At 67.9% G+C, this 20982-nt stretch carries 19 protein-coding genes; 2 read left to right on the top strand and 17 right to left on the bottom strand.

Annotated elements, in window-relative coordinates; genetic code table 11:
* Positions 1-12 precede the first annotated feature (12 nt).
* The 4 genes from KVT44_RS39400 to KVT44_RS39385 all read right to left on the bottom strand — a co-directional run bounded on the left by KVT44_RS39400 (position 13) and on the right by KVT44_RS39385 (position 4963).
* A complete protein-coding gene (locus KVT44_RS39400; protein WP_308314231.1) occupies positions 13-840 on the bottom strand; it encodes a methyltransferase domain-containing protein in 828 nt (275 codons plus the stop codon).
* A gap of 11 nt (positions 841-851) precedes the next feature.
* Complete coding sequence (locus KVT44_RS60715; protein WP_217572522.1) at positions 852-3080, bottom strand: site-specific integrase; 2229 nt, start codon at positions 3078-3080, stop codon at positions 852-854.
* 70 nt (positions 3081-3150) lie between these two features.
* On the bottom strand, positions 3151-4350 hold the full coding sequence (locus KVT44_RS39390; protein ID WP_254650538.1) for a tyrosine-type recombinase/integrase: 1200 nt from the start codon (positions 4348-4350) through the stop codon (positions 3151-3153).
* Between the two features lie 274 nt (positions 4351-4624).
* On the bottom strand, positions 4625-4963 hold the full coding sequence (locus KVT44_RS39385; protein ID WP_217572520.1) for a DUF6233 domain-containing protein: 339 nt from the start codon (positions 4961-4963) through the stop codon (positions 4625-4627).
* A gap of 129 nt (positions 4964-5092) precedes the next feature.
* Here KVT44_RS39385 and KVT44_RS39380 point away from each other — a divergent pair, with 129 nt between their 5' ends.
* Both KVT44_RS39380 and KVT44_RS39375 read left to right on the top strand, forming a co-directional pair.
* Entirely contained in the window at positions 5093-6061 is a 969-nt protein-coding gene (locus KVT44_RS39380) for a hypothetical protein (RefSeq protein WP_217572663.1), read from the top strand.
* Between the two features lie 65 nt (positions 6062-6126).
* Complete coding sequence (locus KVT44_RS39375; RefSeq protein ID WP_217572519.1) at positions 6127-6531, top strand: DUF6292 family protein; 405 nt, start codon at positions 6127-6129, stop codon at positions 6529-6531.
* A gap of 154 nt (positions 6532-6685) precedes the next feature.
* Here the strand turns inward: KVT44_RS39375 and KVT44_RS39370 are convergent, their stop codons facing one another.
* The 13 genes from KVT44_RS39370 to KVT44_RS39310 form a co-directional block, all read right to left on the bottom strand.
* Positions 6686-7798, bottom strand: coding sequence for a hypothetical protein (locus tag KVT44_RS39370; protein ID WP_217572517.1), 1113 nt, complete (start codon positions 7796-7798; stop codon positions 6686-6688).
* A gap of 1 nt (position 7799) precedes the next feature.
* Entirely contained in the window at positions 7800-9914 is a 2115-nt protein-coding gene (gene fxlM / locus KVT44_RS39365; RefSeq protein ID WP_217572516.1) for a methyltransferase, FxLD system, read from the bottom strand.
* Positions 9915-9944: 30 nt separating this feature from the next.
* The gene (locus KVT44_RS39360) at positions 9945-11207 is read right to left on the bottom strand and encodes a lanthionine synthetase C family protein (RefSeq protein ID WP_217572662.1); all 1263 of its coding nucleotides are present in this window, start codon (positions 11205-11207) and stop codon (positions 9945-9947) included.
* A gap of 2 nt (positions 11208-11209) precedes the next feature.
* Positions 11210-14311 (bottom strand): lantibiotic dehydratase, encoded by a 3102-nt coding sequence (locus KVT44_RS39355; protein ID WP_217572515.1) that lies wholly within the window; start codon positions 14309-14311, stop codon positions 11210-11212.
* A 93-nt stretch (positions 14312-14404) separates the two neighbouring features.
* The gene (locus tag KVT44_RS39350) at positions 14405-14536 is read right to left on the bottom strand and encodes an FxLD family lanthipeptide (protein WP_217572510.1); all 132 of its coding nucleotides are present in this window, start codon (positions 14534-14536) and stop codon (positions 14405-14407) included.
* Between the two features lie 123 nt (positions 14537-14659).
* Positions 14660-14830 carry an FxLD family lanthipeptide gene (locus KVT44_RS39345; protein WP_217572508.1) on the bottom strand — a complete coding sequence of 57 codons (171 nt, stop codon included), beginning with the start codon at positions 14828-14830 and terminating at the stop codon, positions 14660-14662.
* Positions 14831-15258: 428 nt separating this feature from the next.
* Positions 15259-16509 (bottom strand): acyl-CoA dehydrogenase family protein, encoded by a 1251-nt coding sequence (locus KVT44_RS39340; protein WP_217572506.1) that lies wholly within the window; start codon positions 16507-16509, stop codon positions 15259-15261.
* Positions 16510-16594: 85 nt separating this feature from the next.
* Complete coding sequence (locus KVT44_RS39335; protein ID WP_217572504.1) at positions 16595-17251, bottom strand: GAF domain-containing protein; 657 nt, start codon at positions 17249-17251, stop codon at positions 16595-16597.
* Complete coding sequence (locus KVT44_RS39330) at positions 17251-17907, bottom strand: ATP/GTP-binding protein (protein ID WP_217572501.1); 657 nt, start codon at positions 17905-17907, stop codon at positions 17251-17253. Before KVT44_RS39330 ends, KVT44_RS39335 begins: the two co-directional genes overlap by 1 nt.
* Positions 17879-18298, bottom strand: coding sequence for a DUF742 domain-containing protein (locus KVT44_RS39325; RefSeq protein WP_217572499.1), 420 nt, complete (start codon positions 18296-18298; stop codon positions 17879-17881). Before KVT44_RS39325 ends, KVT44_RS39330 begins: the two co-directional genes overlap by 29 nt.
* A complete protein-coding gene (locus tag KVT44_RS39320) occupies positions 18298-18804 on the bottom strand; it encodes a roadblock/LC7 domain-containing protein (RefSeq protein WP_217572497.1) in 507 nt (168 codons plus the stop codon). The genes KVT44_RS39325 and KVT44_RS39320 overlap by 1 nt, the downstream gene beginning before the upstream one ends.
* Before the next feature lie 75 nt (positions 18805-18879).
* Positions 18880-20307, bottom strand: a complete 1428-nt coding sequence (locus tag KVT44_RS39315; RefSeq protein ID WP_217572495.1) for a sensor histidine kinase KdpD — start codon at positions 20305-20307, stop codon at positions 18880-18882.
* A 185-nt stretch (positions 20308-20492) separates the two neighbouring features.
* Positions 20493-20915: a hypothetical protein gene (locus KVT44_RS39310; protein ID WP_254650537.1), complete on the bottom strand. Its 423-nt coding sequence runs from the start codon at positions 20913-20915 to the stop codon at positions 20493-20495.
* Positions 20916-20982 lie beyond the last annotated feature (67 nt).

Here is a 20982-nt window from a genome sequence, read left to right as displayed (position 1 = left end):
CGGTCCCTGGGCTCACTCGGCGCGGCGTCCGACCCGCAGGACGCTCAGATAACGACGTGATGCTCGATCGCCCATCCGCGTGCGGATGCGCTCGGCGATGGCGTCGAGCAGGGGCTCACGGACGTCGCGGTCGAGCCTCCGGTACAGCGACAACGAGCGAAGGTGATCGGCAAAGCCATCCCCGTTGAACCACTGAACGGTTGGATACCAGCGCACGATCGTTGGGCCGAACAATCCCCCGGGATCGTCGACCAGGCCCCAACCCTCGTCGGTGGTGCGCACGTCGTCCTCCACCGGCGGATGACCCCAGCCGGGGTTCCCGGGACAGAACCGCTCGTGCAGATCGGCGGTCTCGGCATACACCTCCGGCTCTCCCGGCCGACGGACAACGACGTGGCCGAGCAGTGCCATCCAACCCCCGGGAGAGAGCACGGCGTGCGCCCGCTGCCAGCCAATCGACGGATCGACCCAGTGCCACGACGATGCAGCCACGAGAACATCGAAGCGTCGACCGCGGTCGTCCCACTCCTCAAAGGTCGACGTCTCGACTTCGACGTTGCGAAAGGAGGCGATCCGCTGCCGAGCGAGTGCGGCCATGTCCGTGCCCGGCTCAACGGCGGTCACTGAGCATCCCAGCGCTGCCAGCGTGCGCGTCGCCTGACCGGTGCCGCAGCCCACCTCCAGCACCGACGACCTTTCGTCCATGCCGGTGATGGCGCCGAGGTCCGCGAACAGTTCGTCGGGGTATCCCGGCCGGACCCGGTCGTAGAGCTCCGGCACCTCGTTGAACACTCGGCCGAGGTCGTGTCGATTCGGGCGCATCTGCGGATCATCAGTCACGAACGCACAAGCTATGAGGCTCGTCCACGCAGACGCCACCGGTTTACCGGCAGCCGCTGACGCGCTGCCGCCGGTAGTTCAGAGAAGCAGGCGTGCTCGTGCTGGCAGGGTGTGCCGTAGGGGCGAGCGCAGTTTCCGAGCTCGACCTTCCTCTTGTCGAAGTGCTCTTCGAACTCCGTCCACTCCTCGGGTGTGACGTCGGTGTACTCGTCGTCGGGTCTCTGCGACCTGCGGTTGTTCAGGAACTTCTGGTAGTGGCCGACGATGTCCTCTGCGAAGACAGCAACGTAGCCCTGTGTCGTTTGGAGGTTCAGGTGCCCGAGTAGAGCTGCTCCGATGTGGACCGGAAGACCTCCGTTGACGACTTCTGTGGCGAACAGTCTGCGGAAGTCGTGCGGGGTGAACGTGGCGTCCTTGAAGTCCGTGTTCGTCTGCGCGATCTCCTCGCAGCGTCGGGCGAGCATCCTGACGACTGTATTGGGAGCCATGACGCTGTGGACCGTGCCGATTTGGCGTTGGAACAGGAAGGGCATGAGCTCTGACCAGGTTCGTTCCTGCGGGTCGTAGCGTCTCAGCAAGGGGATCTGTCGGCTGTACTTCGTCTGCCGGCGGACGATTTGTGCGATGGCGTGGAACAGGTCAGGCGACATCGGGATGACGCGCTCGCGGTCGTTCTTGGAGGGGGCGACTACCAGAAGCGCGATGATCTCCCCGTTGGGCCGCTGATACTGGCGGATGCTCAGATGGGTGAGCTCAGTCAGCTCTTCGATGCGGATGCCGCTGTGTCGAAGGACCTCGATGACGGCCCACTCCCAGAAAGCCATCTCCTCGGCCTGGTCCAGGTGGATCATCTTGCCCGTTTCCTCGTCGATGACGCGGATCGTGGGGCCCTCGGGGGTCTTGATCCGCCGCCGGTCCTCCGGTGAGTTGCTGCGGCGGTACTTGCGGCCGCGGTAGGTGAACTGGGTGCCAAGAGGTGTGGTGCGGGCGGCCTCACGCAGGCTGGCAAGGCGCTCATGCCGTGCTTCGACGTGTTGAACGAGCACCGGCAGCAAGGGCTGGCGAGTCCGGGTCCGGTCGGCCATCCGCCGGTGGATCTCGCGACGCCGCTGCTTGAATCCCTTGACGTCACGTGGCCGGACGGGACATGGAACGACCCATTGCGCCCACTGTTCTGGTTCGGCAACGGACCAGCTTTGAAGATCGATGTAGAAGCCGCGGACCGCGAGCAGGATCGAGGCCCTGTCCTGGCGGACCTTTGACCTGTCGCCCTTCCAGTACTGGAGATCGGCCAGCCACTGTTCATAGACCTCTGGGCTGAGCCGGAGGTCCTTCTGACCGGGGGCGATGCGCTCGATGACGGCCCAGAAGTTGGCGGCCAGATGGCGGGCTAGTCCGTCCAACGTGGTGTAGTCGGTGTCGGCCTTGCGTCGAGCGAGGTAGTCGATCAGCAGCTGGCGAACGGCAACGCTCTCGATCTTGTAGCGGTCGACGAGACCCTCGATAGTGTGCTGGCCCTGCTGGAAGCACGAGCGCACCGTGTGAGGCGTCCCGCGGGGGAAATGCCCCATCTCCAGCAGCACTTCCCATGCAGCGCGGGCAGCGAACCGGGTCTTGTCCTGGTTGCAGGCTCCATGCGTCAGACCAAGCCGCTTGTTCTCCAACGAGTAGTGCAGCAACGCGGAGGGCGTCAGGTGCTCGAGGGCGATGCCCTGGGTGGTGAGCGCGCAGGTGACGTCGAACTTCGCTCGGTGCTTGTGGACCGAGTTCAGCCGTGTATGGGCGTCGACCACTTTAAAGAATTCGTCCAGCTCCGGATCATCCTGCAGCGATCGGAACGGCTCGGCGTAGCCGGAGAACCTGTTCACCCGGAACCCAGACAGGGAGGGCTGAATGATCCGCAGGCCGAAGGCCATCTTCAGCGCTGAAGTCACGCTGCTGGCCTGGCCCTTGTTGGCGGCAAGGATGCTGACCGACGGAGCGGCTTCGGCGTTGAAGCCAGCTGCCTCCCACCGTTCTTGCCACGTCTCGCCTGGATATGCCGCCAGGTGCTCGAACAGCATGCGGATGCCGGCTCGGCGCTTTTCGCGACAGCCTTCGCTGGCATCGCGCAGAATCTCTGCCGCAACGTGGAAGAGTTCGAGAACCGTGGCCTTGGAAAGATCACCGAACGGTGCGGGCGGATGCTGGGGCCTTGGGGCGGGCGCGGGCTTCACCACCGCGCTCACGAACCGGGTCACGTCCTGCCGTCCGCCACCACGGTAGCTTCGGCGACGGTCCCGGATCGTGTACGCCTCAACCACGGAAGGGCTAGCCACCGAACACCGCCTTGAAGTCCTCCGGGTCATAGCCCGGTGCAACGGTTTGCTGGACGCGCGGCCGGTTGTAATGGGCTTGCAGAGCGTCAAAGAGTTCCTCAACCCGGGCGTTGAGGTAGCGGCCGGTGGTTGTCAGGTCGCTGTGCCTCAAGATCACACGTACCTGGGGCAAGGTGAGGGCCGGATCGTTCGCCATGCGATTCGCGGCTGTGTGCCGGATGTCGTGGAGGGTCCAGTTGGTTCCCAGCTTCTCATTCGCGCGCTGGATCACCCTTCTCATCGCCCAGTAGGACAGCGGCTTGTCCGGCCCGCGACGTGTCCGAAAGACGGGCTCGTGGGCCGGCGGCATGCCCGCGCTGTCCAGATAGGCAGCCAAGATCACCAGGGCTTGTGGGCTGACGGGCACCGGCTCGCGTTCATCACTGCCCTTGGTCACGACATGGATCAGCTGGCGGGACCAGTTGATGTCGGCGGGGGTGACACCCAGTAGCTCACTGGCTCGGGCACCGCTGGAGACATAGAGGAGCACTGCAGCTCGGTCCCGGTCGTGGTTCATCGCCGCGAAGAGCTCGTCCCACATAGCGTCCGGGATCGCCCGTGGCTCTGTCTTCGGGACCCGTTGACGAAGGCGTGCCCGTCGGAACACCGGTGGAATCGCGTCTGGGTCCCGGTGAGCCAGGGCTTGCCGCCGCGCGGACGCCTCGGGAACAGGGTTGTCCACGGGGCCGCGTCCGTGGTGCCCATGGAAGGCGTAGAAGCTGCTGATCACCGTGAGGTTGTGGTTGATCGTGCTCGGCGCGTAGCCGACCCGTAGGTAGCTCTTGCCAGTGCGGCCGTTCACCGAACCCGGCCGCGGGGCGTCAGAGTTATGCCGGCGCCGTTGCGGGTTCGCCGCGACGCGCAGCCAGCCCACTAGGGCGCCCGTCTCTGCCTCAGTCGCCCTATGCCAGGGGACCTCAAGGAACCAGAGCACGCGGAACCAGCGCAGCAGATCGAAGGCGTAGCTCCGGCAGGTCAGCGGTCGGTTGTCGCTCAGAGCGAGGTCCCGCAGGTACTGAACCGCCGGCTCAAGACATGCTCCCGCGTCATCCAACACCACATAACGGGGGTACGACGTGTCCACTTCAGCGATGCGTCCCATCCGAGGCACATCGACCCGTCCCTCGATCAGGGCGCGATGAAGGTGCTGCAACAGACTCTCCTAAGGGGATCTCGATCCCCTCGCTCAACGAGGCAGAGAAGGTGCAGTTAACAAGTCACCCGGCGCAGAGGCCGACCCGGTCACCGGGGCAGGCCAGCGCGGACGGGTCGGGCTCCGTGATCGGAGGTACGGGAGTTGTCATCATGGATCCTGTTCCGGGTGACGATTTCCAGTCACCTCACCGACAGAATATCGGCCCGACTGACACTGTTGTTCGAGCCGCACCCGGCTCGGGCGGCAACATCTCCTGCGCCAACCCCTGCTGTCAGTCGAGGATGCGGAGCTGCGCGTCGGGCTTGCAGTGCGTACAGGCGCGCACGCCCGAGCTGAGGAGTTGGCGTGCTTCGTCGCGCGGGACGGGGCGTCGTCGTTTGCCTGCGGCGTAGCAGCCGCCCACGTGCACCTCGATGGGTGGGCGTCCGCTGCCGATGCCGAGTTCGACGATCCAGTCCGGCTCCTGTGGCCGGTTCTTCTGGCCCTGTTCCTGTTCGGCTTCTCGTTTCTGGAGGGCGGCGATCTTGGTGTCGATGCGCTGCAGCCACATGGCGTGCCACACCCGCAGGGTGAGCAGTCGTGCCAGGTCAGGCGGCAGGTCATCGAACATGCTTCCGATTCTAGATCCGTGGGCGATCGGGCTCGCCCTCTCGCGTGTTCGAATTCTAGTTCGATAACGTGGGTGGAGGAGGTGGGTGCTGTGGAGGCAGGGACGGAGGCACGGCGGGTGGCGAGTGTGATGCATGTGCGCTGCCCGGACCGGCTGCCGGAGGACGTCTACCGGCAGGTCCTCGAGCAGCTGGCGGAGCTGTCCCCGGTGGTCCAGGCGCTGCCCCCGTCGGCGGCGCTGGTGGAGCTGAAGGGCGCGCTGCGCTACCACGGCGTGGATGGGCGGCGGCTGGGGGAGGTGCTGCGGGTGCGGACCATCTCCCGGCTGGGTGTCGACGTGCGGGTCGGGATCGGCCCGTCCATCACGGTCGCGGCCACCGCATCCGGCCAGATCACCGAGCCGGGCGGCGTCCTCGCCATCGACCCCGGCCAGGTGGCCGACTGGCTCGGACCGCTGCCCGTCGAAGCCCTCCACGGCATCGGCCCCCGCCAGGCCCAGGTCCTGCGCGACTACGGCGTGCACAGCGTCGGCCTGCTCGCCGCGATCCCGCCCGACACCGTGCAGCGCCTCCTGGGCGGCCGGGCCGGACGCCGGGCCGCAGACCGGGCCCGCGGCATCGACCCCCGCCCCGTCATCCCGCGCGCCCTGCCCGCCTCCGCGAGCGTGAGCCGCACCTTCCCCCGGCACACCCTGGACGGCGCCGCCGTCAGAGCGGCCCTGCTCGACCTGGTCATCACCCTCGCCCTCCAACTGCGCCGCCGCAGCCAGGCGGCCCGCGGCCTGACCCTGACCCTGCGCTTCGCCGGAGGCACCACGTGGGAGAAGACCCGCCGCCTGCCGGAGGCCTCCGCCCACGACGACGACCTCCGCACGCTGGCCTACCGGCTGATCGACGCGGCAGGACTCCAGCGAGGCCGCCTCACCGGAATCACACTGAAAGGCGAGGACCTCATCGCCGCAGACCAGGTCGCCGAACAGATCAGCTTCGACCAGGCACGCGAGGCCCGGCTGGTCGCCGAAGAAGTCAGCGACCGCATCCGCGCCAAGTTCGGACCCGGCGCGATCCGCCCCGCCACCACACTCCTGCGCGTCTCCTGACCTGCCCGACCCCCGCCGTGGAGGCGAGACTAGTGCTGCTCCAACCGCCAGGACTTCCCGGCCTGTTGCCCCGCACCTTGCCGCACTGGCCGTACGCCACCGCGGTGGACCAGGCGCTGGTCGACCGCGGTGTCCCGCCGGGCATCGTCCGCCTCAACCTGGGCGCCCGCCTGGACGAGCGGATGCGCATCCGGCTGCGCTGGGATGTGAGCCGCTGCGTCGGCCCGGGCGGAATCCATCTCCTCTGGGACGAGGAGACGGGCTGGGCATACGCCTACGTCGGCCCCGGATACTCCATCCCCCGCGGGCCGGTCACCTCACTCCGGCGCGTCTACGCGACACCGGAGTCGGTCGCCGCCGCGGCCGACTCCCTCGTGCACACCGGACGCCCGCCGACCGAAGCTCACGAAGAGGAATGGCCGCAGGCGGACGCGGTACGCGCCGCGATCGACGCGTGCCGTCCACGCTGAGCAGGCGAAGGGGCATGCACCATTGGCACAGCGGACAGTCGCCACTGCCGTACTTGTGTGATTGTGCCGAAGGACCAGATCGTCGGAGACTCAGAGCGAATCGGACCAGATCAGCCCAAGAAAGAGCGTGATGCTGCACCTTTCCTCCGGGGTTCTAGGTTGCGGCGGATGTGGCGACTAGCGTGCGCCTGAGCACTCCTTCGCTGGTGTCGAGTGCAGCCATCAAGTCAGCGTGCAGTTCTGCGGGAATGCCACCCCGGCCGAGCGCGCAGGCCTCCACCGCGTGACCGAGTTGTTGGGCTTGGCGACCTGTCAGGCGTGTGAAGCAGCCCGGGTGTGCTAGCACATCGCGTGCCGCGTATCCGTCTCCACTCGTCACTGTCTGATGAATGAGGTCCGCTGCGACGCGATGCGCAACCGACTGAACCACATCGTCGGCGACGTCGATGACGGAGAGCCCCAAACGGGTGTGGAAGAGGGCCAACTCTGCGGTGCGGTTGAGTTGCTGATAGGAGTCCAGCATCGCGTCGAGATTCCGATCGACCGGCAGGGCCGCCTGTCGTCGGGACATCACGGTCAGGCAGGCCGTCACGGCGTTCTCCCAGGGCTCACCGGGGGCGGTCTCATCCAGCAGGGGCGCGGCTTCGCCGATGTCACCTGCCATGATCTTGGCGATCACGGCGACTTGGCGGCCGTCGAGCATCCGCTTGCCGATTCCTTTGTGCCGCTGGAGCTGGGCGAACGCGTCCGTCCACCTGCCGGCGCTGGCTAGGGCGCGGGCGCCGTCGGCCAGCAGTACAGCCCAAAGCCACCGGTACAGCTCACGGTGGTCGTCGTCTGACCCGGTGATGTGCTGGAAGGACACGGTTCGCCCGTCGATCACGGTGTCCGACCGGGTCTTCACCGCTTGATACATCGAGTCGAGGAGGATGTATGCGGCTTCGCCATCGCCGGATCGGATCAGCAGCCGAGCGAGATTGACGAGGGGTTCCAGCCCGTACCGGGCGATCTGCGCACCCAGTGGCTGGATGCGCAGATACAGCTCGGAGTGTTGCCAGCACAGGGCGCGGGCCAGCTCGGGCAGGTCGCAGTCGCTGGCGAGCAGCGCGGCCTTGTTGAACGCCGCGGCAGCTGGCGCCAGGCGGCCGTCGCGTTCGGCGTTTCGCGCCAGGGCAGCGATCTCCCGGACCCGCTCGGCAAGGGGCGGGCACGCGGGGCGAGGGCGTGCGACCAGGGGGAACCGCCGAACTATCTGGCTGGCGTCCATCTCACTGCCACTCGATGACGATCCGGTTGATCGGGTTATCGAAGGCGAAGCGGCCCGGCTTGGGGTGGAGCGGGGCGGCGTCGAGGGGCTGGATCTCGAGGGCCACATCTCGGCTTCGGAAGCCGCGGTCCCAGATGCTCATCTCTTCGGCCACCCGGTCGGCAAGCTCCTTGCTCGCTGGGCCGTGGCCGACGGCTCCCGCCTCGTAGAGTTGGTTGCCGTCCTGGTCCAGGTCGGCTTTGCGCAGGTTCAGGTAGGCGACACTGTCCTGTTCCGCGGCCGCCATGGGACGGAACCCGTCCATGAGCTGGCTGGCTCCGAGGGCCTTGCGGTCGACTTCCATCCGGCTGAGGGCGTTGTCCAGGGTGCAGGACAGCCACAGCCACATGTACTCCGGAGACTCCTGTCCCCGGAACTTCACGCCCGACCACGCTTCAGTGCCGGGCTGTTCGAGCACTCCGCGCAGCGCCGCCTCGTCCGCCTGCTGCTCCTCGTTGAACTGGAGCACGACGGCGCCGTCGTCGGTCAGCGAGACGAGGCGGCGCGGATCGTCGGCCACTCCGGCTCGCAGCGGCATGAACGTGCACATCTCGCTGCGGACGCTTCGCCACCGGCCATCGTCGTCCCGCTCGAAGGCGACGGCTCGCGAGACGCTGCCGCGCAGGCGCATCGGCACGACGAGGCGGCCGTCGGGAGTGAGCTGGTCAAGCCACGCTTGGGGAATTCCGTGGGCACCGACGGTCGCCACGATCCGGTCGTACGGGCCACCGTCCGGGTGGCCGACCGCACCATCCCCGAGGATCACGGTCACGTTGCCGAAACCAGCCTCCTCGACGGCCGCTTGGGCGTTGTCGACGAGGTCTTGGTCTACGTCGAGTGTGAAGACGTGCCCCTCGTCCCCGACCAGATGACCGAGGGTCGACGCGAACAGGCCGCTACCGGCGCCGCCCTCCAGAATCCGCATGCCGCGCTTGGCCTGGGCGAGTTCGAGCATCAGCGCGTTGACGGAAGGCTGGGACACGGCGCTGATCGAAGTGCCCGAGCTGTCGAACTTGGTGTGGACTGGCGTGTCGGCGTAGGCCTCTTCGAGGGTGGCGGAGGGCTTCGACTGGCGGACGAACACGTGGCGGGGCACGGCTCGCAGCGCGGCTTCGATGTCCTCGCTGTGCACTCGTCCGTCAGTTTTGAGCTGGTCAACCAGCTTGTTGCGCAGGCTCTCGGCGGCACTGTTCTCGTTGATCGTGTCGGTATCCACCTTGGTGAGGCTAGCGTCGCCGCTGGCCTTGCCAGGCTCAGACGCGGTCGTTTCGCTCGTTCCCATTACTACCTCTTTCGCCAGTGTTGACAGGGCGCTTTGGTCCTCGCTGGGGAGGCCCAAGCGGTTCCAGTGGAAGATCAGATGGTGGGCGAGCACAGCGCGCAGGCCTCGCTCCAGCCGTCCACGACGGTTGAGGTCTGCGATCTGCTGCCCGGCCCACTCAAACGTGGCAATCCAGTCGGCCAGAGGGGTCAGCGGACCACCGTCGACAAGCCTGCTGGCCGAGCTGACATCGACCGTCATGAGCCGGTGCACGGCTTCCTTGAGCCGCCCCGGGCCAGGTACAGCGCCGCCGCTCGGACGCTGAGCAGCGACCTTCGCCCAGACGTCTCCCTGCTCGTACCAGTCCAGGCCGGCCGAGCGCATCAGCACGCTGGAGAGGAGGATCGCCAGCTCACGCCGTCCAAGGCCACGCGTTCCGGGTATGCCGCGCCCTTGGGCCAGGTGTTCCAGGATGCTGCGGCTGTCGTGGTGGAACAGCGCGTGTGCGATCTCCATGCCCGCGGCGCCGCCGAACACGACCGTCTCCGGCTCGTAGATGCCCACCGCCCACTCGCTGAGCACACCGTCGGTGAGCAAGCGTTCCAGCTGACTGTCCAGGCGCTTGGAGGCTCGGTGGTCTGTGGGCAGGTATCGGAATCGCCAGCAGGGGAACTTGCGCAGGAACGACCACTGGGCAAGTTCGCCCTCCGCTTCAGCAGCCTCCAGCACGGGAAGCAGGTGCTCGGCGGCAAGATGCTCGGACTCCGGCCAGGCAGCGAACTGGACGACTCGCTGAGGCCACTCGTCGGGTGCCATATGTGGTGTTCCATCTCCTTCGTGGCGCGGTCAGTTGATCAGGAAGCAGGAGTTCCAGCCGGATATCGGGGGCGTGCCGGTCTGGGTCGCATGCAGGGCGAGCCCAACGCCGGCGGCGCCTTCGAGAAGCCCGATGTCGCCGCCACCGCTCGGCGGCTGCAGCAGTGAGCTGACCAGAGCACCGGGCTCGGCCTGTGTGATCGGGGCGAGCAGTCGAGGCAGGCAGTCGGACAGGTCGGGGGTGAGCGCGTCCGCCGCGATGCTCTGCGCGATGTGGGCCAGCCCGGCGAATCCGTGGCACAGCGACAGGTCCCCGGTGGCCTGGAGTTGACCTGGATCTGCCATGGCGCAGGCGAAGGCGCTCTCAGCCATCCGTTGCCGCTCGGCATCACCAGTGGCGATCCCGGCAAGTTGCTGGGCACGGGCGAGACCAGCAGTTCCGTAGCACCAGCTCGGGCGCGGGGGGCCTTCCCCGCCGTGGCCGGAGCGAAGTTGGTCGCGGGTGACCCAGTAGGGCCACCAGGGTCCGGCCGGCCCGTCCTGGCGCCACAGATCCAGCCAGGCGCAGATCCGTTCGATTGCCTCGGTCTGGCCATCCACGGTGATGCCGCGCCGTGCGGCGAGCGATAGGAGGGCCAGGGGGCCGGCGATGCCATGCGCGAGACCGGTGTTGGCGTGCCCCTCCGGGAAGGCCGGTGATGGCTTGCCTGAAGGCGCCAGGCCGCTCCACCAGCCGGGCAGGACCTCGCCCGCGCGGCTGATCGGCTCCGTAAGCCGCACCAGGTAGGACAGGATCGCACCGTTCAGCTCGGCGTGGGCGTCACGCCGCAGCAAGAGCGCGCCGAGGCCGGTCAGACCCCGGATGGTGTCGAATTCGGACAGCGGGGGCAGCCCCCCGTGATCGATGCGGGCGTGGGCTCGCTCCAAGCGGTGACGCGTCATGCTCTCGACGTGCCCGTCGAGTATGTCCAGCGCCCGGGCGTATCGGCCGGGCCGGTCCGCTGCGGCGTTCAGGGCAAAGGCGAGTGCCGGAGCGCCGTAGTAGAGGTGGCCGGCGTCTCCGCTGATAGCCGGGCCGTCTGCGGCGCAGGCAAGCCAGTCGTGTACGCGCTGCCAGGACGCGAGGCCGGAACGGGCCCGTTCGATGTGCAGCAGAGCGACGCCCACGGCGCCATACGCAAGGGACTGGGGGAACCAGCCTTCCTTCAGTTCAAGGTCGCGTACGTCGGCGGGTGAGGCGAGGCGGTCGGCGATGGCGTCGGCCGCAGCTCGCACGGTCTCCTCATGCGTCATGGTCACCCGCGGCGCTCCTTCCAGGCGAGGGCAGCGGCACGGGCCAGCCTCACGCACGTGCGCTCGTCGTCCTTGTCGATGCCGACGGCCCGGATGTGGTGAGCGTGCAGCAGCGAGTCGAGGACCGTGTCCAGGTCGTTGCCCTCAGCCGTGTGCAGGCAGTCCCGGTAGTGGTTCAGGGCATGGTGGCGGGGCTTCCACGTGTCGTAGATTGCCGCTCCGCCGGGTGCCGCCCGCAACGCAGCCCAGTCGTCAGTGGGGTCGGCCAGACATACCGCTGCGTCCAGCACGTCTCGATCCAGCGGTCGGGGAGCGTCGATCCTCCCGTATCTGACCAACCAGTCCATGCCGTCGTGCGGGCTACCGGTGAAGGCGATGGTGATCGCTACGAAGTTCGCTGCTGCGAGGGCCTGCGCGTGGGGACGGGCTGGCTGGGTGAACTGCGCGGCCAAGCTGCGCGAGTCCGCGCCGAAGACGGCTTCTGCCGCCTCCATGGCCGCTCCAGTTCCCCACCGTCCGGTCTCTGGGTAGGAGGTGGCGAACTGGACGTCGCTCAACAGACCTGCCCGTCGAAGGCGGCTTGCCCATGTACTGACCCGGCCGGCGGCCGGCCCGAACGCCGTGGTGTCGGGGAGCGCGATCCGAAGGCGAAGATGCGACTGCGGGTCGCGGTAACGCATGTACCACCACCCTGGCCTCTCCTCCCACTGGGCGAACAGGTCGGGAAGGTGCTGGCCCAGGATCTCGGCCTGCCGTTCGGCGTGCCCGTACAGCTTCGCCAGGAGCCACCGGGAGGCGCCCGGTAAATGTCCGTGATCACGGCCAATCAGGCGGGTGGCGGTAACGGTTGGCGCGACAGGCCACTCCGGGACGGTGGCGGCCGTCATGGGGACGGTGATCTCGTGAGCGTGCCCGTCGAACCAGGCGTCAGCGCCCGTGGGCGCTTCAGTCAGCACGGCGTGCTCGGAGGACTCCAGGTGGGCGCGCAGAAGCGCGAGGTGCGCGCTCTGCCCGAGGTCCAGTCGCAAGAGCCGATCTCCCTCCGTGAGGGACAGGGAGTTCGGCAGGCTGCGCCGGGCAGCCCACTGACTCAGTGCCTTCCGCCACTCCTCCCACGGGGCGTCGCGGGCAGGTAGTTCTGAGCGCAGCAAGCGCCATCGGGCAGGTGAAAGTACTGTCCGGCCGTAGCGAAGGCGTGGCAGGAACGGCAGCCGCTCGGCGGCACCCCAACTGAAGCCAGTCACGACAGCGGCCTGAGCCTTGCTGATCTCGGTGAGGAACCTGGCCAAGGGCGGGGTGTGCGCCCGCAGTTCGAGCGCGTGCAGCGCCGCGGCGTCCAGCCGACACCCGCGGGAGATCGAGGCGAGGTAGAGGCGACGCCGGTCACAGCCCACCGCCAGGTCGTCCAGAGGGATGACGTCGGGACCGGGCGGACGGTGTTCGGCCACGCTGATCACGGCTGGCAGCAACTGGGGCGCACGGCTCACATGCGCGTCGCCAGGGTCGAGTGGGGCGAACGAGAGCTGCACTGGCCGCGTGCCAGGGTCACTCGTCGGCAGACGCTCGAACACGGCGGCGATCTGCGCCTGGTCGGCTTCCTCCAGCAGACCGATGAATCGGCCGGATGTCGTGCCCACACCGCGCGAGGCACTGACAACAGACAGTCTGAAGTCCCCGCGGGTGAGCGCAGTCGTCGACTCAGACTGGAGATGGAAGCGCAGTTCGAAGTGGGGCGGAACCTGCATCCCGGCCTGTCCTGCGACCTGCAGTTCGGTGACCGCATGGTCGTCGAGCACGACCTCGCCACGGCGGTCCAGCGCCGCCGTCTGCGCCAGGGTGAGAAGCCTCTGTTCCCGTACAGTCACCAGTTCACGTGGCTCGGGCTCCGCATCCAGGTATCCGGCGGGAAGGCCAAGCCCCACGTCGGGATCGATGACATCCAGGAGCGGAACGAGGGAACCGATCCCATACCGCTCGAAGAACCTGTTGTGGTAGTCCTTCCATGCGGTGGTGCCGAAGGGAAACGCCGTCAGTCGCGTCAGCGCCGACGCCGCTGCCTCGGCTTCACGGGCGACCGGGAACGGAAGGGTGAGCGAGCAGTCCAGCCGCAGATCCACGGCCAACGGCTGGACCGCAGCGGTGCTCACTGCCGTCATCTCCTTCCGCAGCGCGGTACGCAGACCCCTTCCGGCGGGGGTGGTTTTGGTGTCGGCCCGGTTGTGCTCTGCCATCCGGGCACGGATGTCGCGCAGTTGTCCGACAAGTGGAACGGCCTGTGGCACGTCCCCGACCCCGGCCGCTTCTACCTGCTCCATCAGGTGAGCGAAGGCATCGAACGCCGTAGACGGCGCATGCAAGCTGCTGATGAGGGCGCCCTGTTCCACCAAGCTGTCGATAAGAGGCCCTACCTTGGGCGCCGCTACGGCAGGGAACTCGGCCGCCACCCTTTCCGCTAGAGAGTCGTAGCGAATCGGCGCTCGGGCCGTCTCCACTGCGATCCGGACTGGGGCGGTGTAGCGCAGGCGCACTTCCGCCGCTCCGGCGCGTCCCGCATCGCGTGGCCGGGGCGGATAGGGAACGATCAACCGAGTTCCCCGGACGAACGCTGCGCTGTTCGCCATGAGCGGTAGACGGCTCAACACGTCCGGCAGGGCTTCCAGCCGGGCGATGACCTCGCTGATCCAGGTCGCATCCGCCCGCACGATCGCACGGTGCTCCTCGCCCCAGCCGACGACTGAGTCAGAACCGAAGACAGCCGGAGCCACACCGGCGAACAGTCCGAAAGGTGTCGCCCGAGTGGTCATCCGAAGCACGTACCGGATCACGGATATCACTGTCCGCCGCACTTGCCGAGCATCGGGGTCGGCTGCCGAGCACACCGCTTGCACCTGCTGGGCGAGCGACGGGCTGGCCAGTTCGATGGCCTCGGCGACCGCGGGCAGCCTCCAGACCTCCTCCAGCCATCCACACCACCGCTCAACATGCCCCGGTGAGTCGTCAGCCAGGTCCGGCCCGGCCGGAAGCTCCAGATTGGAGTGTCGGGACGCCCGAACGAGCGCGGTTTCAGTACTCCGGTACAACAACCGGCCGCTCCTGGAAGCCATATGTCCCTCTCTCGTCGGAAAGCTCCTGCCAGACGCCGGTCCGCACTGCGGAAAAGCCGCTGCGCGAACCGGCACCAGCTGGCATCGGTACGGTCAGGCCACGTTGGTGGCACACGCGCTGGGGCACGAGCTGCCGCAGCCGTCGTCCGTGAGCACGATCAGCGAGGCAGGGCCGTCATCGGACTCCAGAACGCTGATGTCCAGGTCAAATTCGTCGGTCTCCATGGGCTTGCCTTTCCAGAAGGTGAGGTCGATCAGAAGGTCTCGGCTCGGGGTGAGGCCGATATCGCCATTGCTGGCGTTACCCGGACGCGAGCGGGCGCCCGTCCCCGGAGTGCGAAGGCAACGTCAGGCGCCATTGCTGACGCACGAGGTACCGCACGTGCTTCCGCAACCACCGTCGGAGGTCGCGAGTCCGACGGCTCCGTCACCGAATTCCAGAACGGTGATGTCCAGGTCGAACGGGTCCAGCGGAGCAGTCCGTACGGCCCGTGGACCTTCCTGCGTGCTGAGCTTCATGGCGAGTCCTCCATTGACTAGTCGAGTTGGCGTTCTTCCGGTGCTGCCGATGGTCGGGGCCGCCGCGCGGAGCATAGTGAGACAGTCGCGCCGCTCAGGTGGTTCCGAGCCACCCGGCCCGAGGAGCCATGCCCCACGAGTAGGAGTTCGCAAGGCCGCTTATCCCCGGACCGGGTACTTGCGCCGCCGCAATGCACCGGGGTCGAAGCGACCCGTTCGCCGAGGCGGCCGTCTGTCCGATCTCAATCGGTAGTGGGCACGAAGCACGCACTCTGTTTTTCGGCCCTCCGTTCCCCGAGCCACCGTCTGGTCCCAGGGAACGAAGGGTGTTTGCGCCCCGTCGCCGAGCGGGGAGTCAGGACTTTGTGCTCGACGACGGGGGACCCGCGCGCGGCAGTAGACAACGATGGGGCTGCCGCGCGCGGGGGTCAGGTGGCGGTGAGGTCCTCCGGCCGGGCCCATGAGTCTTCGGCGCCTGGTCGCTCGGACCACTGGATGGTGTCTTCGTGAAGGGCGGTCTCGGCAAGGCGTATGCGCTGGACCTCGCCCGTTCCGGCGGGCGGATAGGTGTGCTGGACGTCCCGCCAGAGGCGCTGAAGTGGGTAGGTGGTGTCCAGGGCGCGGGCGCCATGCAACTCCATGGCGTCCTGGCCTGACTGGAGGGCCCACTGGTGGCCGAGGTACTTGGAGTTGACGAGGTCAGCGTCGCAGGACAGGCCGCGGTCGAAGAGGTAGACGGCCTGGTAGGCGAGGATGCGGGCGGCCCGCAGCCGGGCTTCCATGTCCCCCAGGCGGTGCCGGAGGACCGGGAGGTCGGACAGGGTGCCTTGGTATCGGGGGCGGTTCTTCAGGTAGCAGACGGTCGTTTCCACGATGGCCTCGTGGAGACCGAGGCTGACGGCGGCCAGGTTGGGCCTGCCGTACAGGATGCTGCTGCTCTGGCCGACGTTCAGGCCCTGGCCGACGTCGCCGAGCACGTTGTCTGCGGGTATTCGTACTCGGTCCAGGTCGAGGCGGCCAAGGGAGAAACCGTGCAGTCCGAGGCCCGGCCGGTGGGGCTCAACGGTCAGCCCTTTGCGGTCGTGTTCGATCAGGAAAGCGGTCAGGGCCTGCGACGCGGTCGTGCCGGGCGGTGCGGTGCGGGCGAGGACGATGTGCAGACGCGCGATGTGGCTGTTGCCGATGTAGATCTTACTGCCGCCGTTGATCACCCACTGGTTGCCGTGCCGCTCGGCCAGGGTCTCGATGCCTCCGATGTGCCCACCCATCTCCGGTTCGGTTGCGGCGATCGAGAACAGCGTTGTCCCGTCGGCGGCCTGCGGGAGCCAGTACGCCTTCTGCTCGTCCGTGCCGAAGCGCAGCAGCGCCGCCACGGGGATCAGGCTGGCCTGGAGGATCGCGGCGGCGGCTGCGGACACCGTGGCAATGCGGTGGATCAAGATCGTCTTGGCAACGTGACCGGCGCCCATGCCTCCGTAGACCCGGGGGATCGTCACCGCAAACCAGCCCTGCGCCGCCAGAAGTTGCGGCAGCTCGCGCTCCACCTTGTGGGACAAGGCTTCCATCCGATTCACGCGAGGGGCGACGTGCTCGGCAGCGAAGGCGTCGACCTCCTGCCACAACAGCTCATGGACAGGGGTGAGATACGGGCTGAGTGCGGTGGGCGGCATGGTGGGCATGGTCGGTCCCTCTCCCTGTATGAAGGTCGCAAGGCGGGGTGCGGCCGGATCCGCGGGCTGCGGCTCCCGGGTGGGGGCGCAGGAGTCAGTGCGTCGGCACGCCGGCGGCAATGGACCGCATGGCCGTGTCACTGCCGCTCAGAACGACGTCTCTGAGGCGGCGGGCGTCGCTGAGGGGGCGCCTATCGGGGTCGATGACACACACCGTGCCCAGGACGATGCCGCTCTCCTGATGGAGCAAGGGCGCGCCGAAGTACGCCTCGATGCCGACGGCGTCGACGACGTGGTTGCCGCTGAAACGTGGGGACGCATGGACGTTGGGCAGCGGCAGGGCCTTCTTGCGTTTGACGACCTCGGGGCACCAGCCGTGTTCGCGGCTCATGGTGCGGCCGACGATGAGGTGGCCGCTGTCCGCCGGCGGGTTGTGCAGACCGACGAAGGTCTGCTCGGCCAGGAAGAGGTTGACCATTCCGTAGAGGAAGCCCGTCTGCGTGGCCATCTCGGTGGCCAGGTCGTCGAAGAAGGTGTCCGCGGTAATGGGGATGCCCAGTCGGCGGATCAGGTCGTCGCGGGTGGCCTGTTCGGCAGCCTGGCGGGCCTGGTCGCCACTGAGGGTGTCGCTGCCCAGGCGGACCGAGCCGGGCTGCGGGACGATCACATCGCGCTCGAGCCGCGCGGGCAGTAAGAGGGGGGTGGAGTCGGTGAACGGAGTCGGCACAGGGGTGTGGGTGTAGTGGGGCATCAGGCATCCAGGAGAGTGGGGTTAATCGGGTGGGCGGGGTGGGCCGGGCTGCGGGACAGGGCGTGGTCGACCAGGGTGAGCAGGACCCCGGCGACCGAGTCGGGCACCCGGGCGTCACAGCGCACGAGGGGGATCTCAGGGGCGAGGTCGATGGCCGCGCGCACTTCCTCGGCGTCGTAGCAGTAGGCGCGATCGAACTGGTTGACTGCGACGATGAACGGCAGGCCGATCTGCTCGAAGAAACTGACCGCGGTGAAGCTGCTGGCCAGGCGGCGGGTGTCGGCCAGGACGACGGCGCCGACCGCCCCGCTGGATAGGTCGTACCAGAGGTTCACGAACCGGTCCTGGCCCGGCGTGCCGAACAGGAACAGTTCGAGCGGCACGGGCACGTCGAGGGAGAGGCGGCCGAAGTCGAAGGCCACCGTGGTGGTGTCCTTGTTCTCCACGCCCTCCAGGCTGTCGGTGGGAACGCTGGCCTGCGTCAGGTACTCCTCGGTGGTCAACGGCTCGATCTCGCTGACGGCGCGCACGCACGTGGTCTTGCCGACCCCGAACCCGCCGGCGATCACGATCTTCAGGACCGCCGGACCACCGACCTCCTTCGTCCCGACGCCGACGGGCGCCGCCTCATCCGGCCTTGGGGTACGCGTCTGCATCGGGCCACCGGGCCTTGAGACCAGCACTGAGCGCCTCCAGCAACTGTCGGGTCGGAGAATCGGACGAGTCGTAGGCATCGGTGACCGGCACCACCAGGGCGCGCACGTCCAACAGATCGGAGATCAAGATCTTGACGGGAGTCACTGGGCGGCCGATGGTGCCGGCGAGCTCGGCGACCGAGAGCCGCCGCTGCCGACACAGGGCCAGAATCTGCCCGCACTCCTCGGGCAGCCCCGGACCCGCTCTGCCGGGCCCGGGCTCCAGTACCGTCTCCAGGCTCAGCATGTGACGGGGACGAGTACGCCCCCCGGTCAGCGTGTATGTCCGCACGAACACGGTTGTCTCAGCGGCCGCGGCCGCTGCCGGTGTCTGCCGACTCTGTGGGCTCATCAGGCATCGTCGCTCGGCATGGCGCCGTGGCGGACCGGGGTGACCATGTACGGGGCAAACTGGTCCACCAGGCGGCTCATCTCGTATCCGACGGTGCCGACCTCCGCGTCGACCCGGGTGATGACGCCCAGCACGGTGTCGACCATGCCCCTGGTATTGCCGGGGTGGTCCTCGAAGGCGGCGCTGGTGCCCGAGCTCGTGATGAAGAAGAGGGCGTCCTCCCGCTCGATCATGATCTGCTGCGGCGCCATCCTCTTCTCGGTCGGGCCGGTGATGTTCTGGGCCAGCGAGGCCAGACCACTGAAGGTGGCGGCCAGCCCGTCCGCCCAGTCCTTCGGGATGTCGCTGTGCACGAGCTTCAGTCCGTCGCGCGACAGCAGCAGAGCGTCGGTGACGCCCGGGACCGAAGAGGCGAACTGCTTTAGCAGCCAAGCCACCTGCTGCCGCGGCTCACCGATGTCTTCCGGAGGTGCAGCCGCACTGTCGACACCGCGTGCACTGGTCATGTCATAAGGGGTCATAGTGGATTCGCTCCATGCGGAATGAGTGGTCGCCCCTGCCGGGGCCCACGGGGTGGGGGATCACGGATGTGAGGCCGGTGGTTCGCCAGGGCTGGTGGCCTGCGGGAACGCGGCGGGGGCTACGGTCTCCTGGGTGCACGCGGAGTGGATGCCGCCTCGGAACGCCGCAGCCAAGCCCGGCCTGGCCGCAGTCGCCGGTGCCTGGGGCCTCTGAGCGGCATCCGGGATGCGTACCTGTCCGCGCCGCTGCGGCAGCGGCGGTGCGCTGGCGGGCCGTCCCGTCCTGTCGGAGGCGGGTGTCGTCTCCTGCCAACTGGTCTGGGCTGGCTGCGCGTACCCGGTCGCTGTCGCCTGCGGATGCGCGGGGGCGCCGGGCAGAGGCCGGCTCGGAGCCGTGGAGGGTGCCGTGGTGGGGAAAGCACCCGACCGGATCGCCACCAGGTGCTTGGACGGTACGACCACGAGGGCTGTGGTGCCGCCCGCCGGGTTCAGCTGCAAGATGATCGACAAACCGTGCCGTTGGGCAATCTTCGCGGCCGTGAGCAGGCCGATCTTCCCATCGCGGACCTGGGCACTCACGTCGACCTCGTCCGGCCTGGCCAGCAGGCCGTTCATCTTCGCCCGGACGTGCGAGCTCATCGGCAAGGCGCGGTCTTCGACCTCGATCTCCAGCCCGGTCGCCACGAGCTGAGCCCTCACCTTCACCTTCGTGCTCGGGTTGGAGAAGTCGCACGCGTTCTCGATCAGCTCTGCCAGCACGTGCGACACCTCCGGGCCCACGTGTCCGGGAAGTGCCAGCTCGACGCCGACCGTGCCCGCCGACACAGCGACCCGCGGATACTGAACCACCTCAGACACCGCCCCGCGTAGCACCGTCGCCACGTTCACGGGACGACGGTCGCCGCGCAGGGAATCGCCTCCCAGCACCGCCTTGCTCTCCACCAGGCGCCGCATCCGCGTTACCAGGTGATCGATCTTGTAGATCTTGTCCAGCTGATCCGGATCGTCGGTCAGCTCCTGGAGCTCGGTAAGCGCCTCCAGTGCCCGGCCAACCAGGGCGTGTTCACGCCGCGACAGCTGGCGAAGCATCTCCAGCAGAACCGCAGACTGCGACTCGTCGTGTACACGGATCAAAGAGGCCAGAGCCTGGAGTTGCAGCTCCCCCAGCAGAACCTCGATCTCTGCCGCCGGGCCCGCGCCTTCTACCCGCGCCATGCTGTCGGGAACCGGCGGCCTGCCGCCCCGGCACAGCTCGTCGGCGCTCCACAGCAGAGACTTCTCCACGGCGTTCGTCGCATCCGTGATCTTCCGAAACTCCGCCGCTCTCGCCCGCTGCACAGCCATCGTGACGGCCTGGGCCCGGTGCACGCCGACAAACACGGCCACGGCCGCGCCGCACGCCAGCCCGCCCAGGAGCTGCCTCGTCGAGATATGTCCGACCTGCCATGCGACGACAGCCGCGCCCAAGAACGCGACGACGATCGTCAAGGGGACGGATACCACCGAGCGAACCTGCACGAGCACGTACCGATCCGCCTGGGACCGACGCCGATGGCTGCCACGGTGCGTGACCGGAATCGTGGGGGACGCGCGGTCAGACATTGGATTCCTCAACAGTCAGGTTCTGACAAGGGGCAGGCAAGACGAGCAGGGGCCTTGACTTCTCTGTGCGGTCACCGCTGTAGTCCCTCGGCAATCCGGTGCTGACCAGCTGCGATCAACCTGGCGACGGCGAGCGGCGCACACAGCGTGGCGGCCGACGACATGGGCACCGCCCAATACGAGACGCACCCCTGCGGCGCGACCCCCACGGCGTCTCTCCGTGGCACTCCCAGGTATGTCCCACGGCCGAGGACATCCACGTCCAGCGCCGCCCGCCATTCCTCCGCTGCCTGGTGCCACGTCACGGGCATGCCGGCGGGTACCAGCGCGTAGTACCGATGTCCGTGCGGGTCGCAGATAACCGGACCGCCCTCAAGGACCTGGCCGAGGAAGGCGTCAACCGCCCGCGGCTCATCGCTGCCGATCAGCGCGAACACCAGGCGCCCGGGGATCCGTACGGCCGAGAAGAGCGTCCCCAAGGGCAGTAGCGCCACCCCGCACCTATCCCACTCCGCACGGGCACTACTCGGTGCTGGGTGTGTCGACAGCAGCCAGTGTTCA

Origin of the sequence: Streptomyces sp. GbtcB7 (assembly GCF_019091445.1) — a bacterium.
In the GTDB taxonomy this organism is placed as follows: Bacteria; Actinomycetota; Actinomycetes; order Streptomycetales; family Streptomycetaceae; genus Streptomyces; species Streptomyces mirabilis.
Note: the sequence above shows the minus strand (reverse complement) of the source record. Positions and strands in the feature narration are given on the sequence as shown.

Excerpts from the sequence above, each read along its gene's own strand:
- KVT44_RS39355 (WP_217572515.1), bottom strand. The coding sequence starts at position 14,311 with ATGGCTTCCAGGAGCGGCCGGTTGTTGTACCGGAGTACTGAAACCGCG.
- fxlM (WP_217572516.1), bottom strand. The coding sequence starts at position 9,914 with ATGGCACCCGACGAGTGGCCTCAGCGAGTCGTCCAGTTCGCTGCCTGG.
- KVT44_RS39345 (WP_217572508.1), bottom strand. The coding sequence starts at position 14,830 with ATGAAGCTCAGCACGCAGGAAGGTCCACGGGCCGTACGGACTGCTCCG.
- KVT44_RS39380 (WP_217572663.1), top strand. The coding sequence starts at position 5,093 with ATGCATGTGCGCTGCCCGGACCGGCTGCCGGAGGACGTCTACCGGCAG.
- KVT44_RS39350 (WP_217572510.1), bottom strand. The coding sequence starts at position 14,536 with ATGGAGACCGACGAATTTGACCTGGACATCAGCGTTCTGGAGTCCGAT.
- KVT44_RS39340 (WP_217572506.1), bottom strand. The coding sequence starts at position 16,509 with ATGCCCACCATGCCGCCCACCGCACTCAGCCCGTATCTCACCCCTGTC.
- KVT44_RS39370 (WP_217572517.1), bottom strand. The coding sequence starts at position 7,798 with ATGGACGCCAGCCAGATAGTTCGGCGGTTCCCCCTGGTCGCACGCCCT.
- KVT44_RS39335 (WP_217572504.1), bottom strand. The coding sequence starts at position 17,251 with ATGCCCCACTACACCCACACCCCTGTGCCGACTCCGTTCACCGACTCC.
- KVT44_RS39330 (WP_217572501.1), bottom strand. The coding sequence starts at position 17,907 with ATGCAGACGCGTACCCCAAGGCCGGATGAGGCGGCGCCCGTCGGCGTC.
- KVT44_RS39360 (WP_217572662.1), bottom strand. The coding sequence starts at position 11,207 with ATGACGCATGAGGAGACCGTGCGAGCTGCGGCCGACGCCATCGCCGAC.
- KVT44_RS39385 (WP_217572520.1), bottom strand. The coding sequence starts at position 4,963 with ATGTTCGATGACCTGCCGCCTGACCTGGCACGACTGCTCACCCTGCGG.
- KVT44_RS39320 (WP_217572497.1), bottom strand. The coding sequence starts at position 18,804 with ATGACCAGTGCACGCGGTGTCGACAGTGCGGCTGCACCTCCGGAAGAC.
- KVT44_RS39325 (WP_217572499.1), bottom strand. The coding sequence starts at position 18,298 with ATGAGCCCACAGAGTCGGCAGACACCGGCAGCGGCCGCGGCCGCTGAG.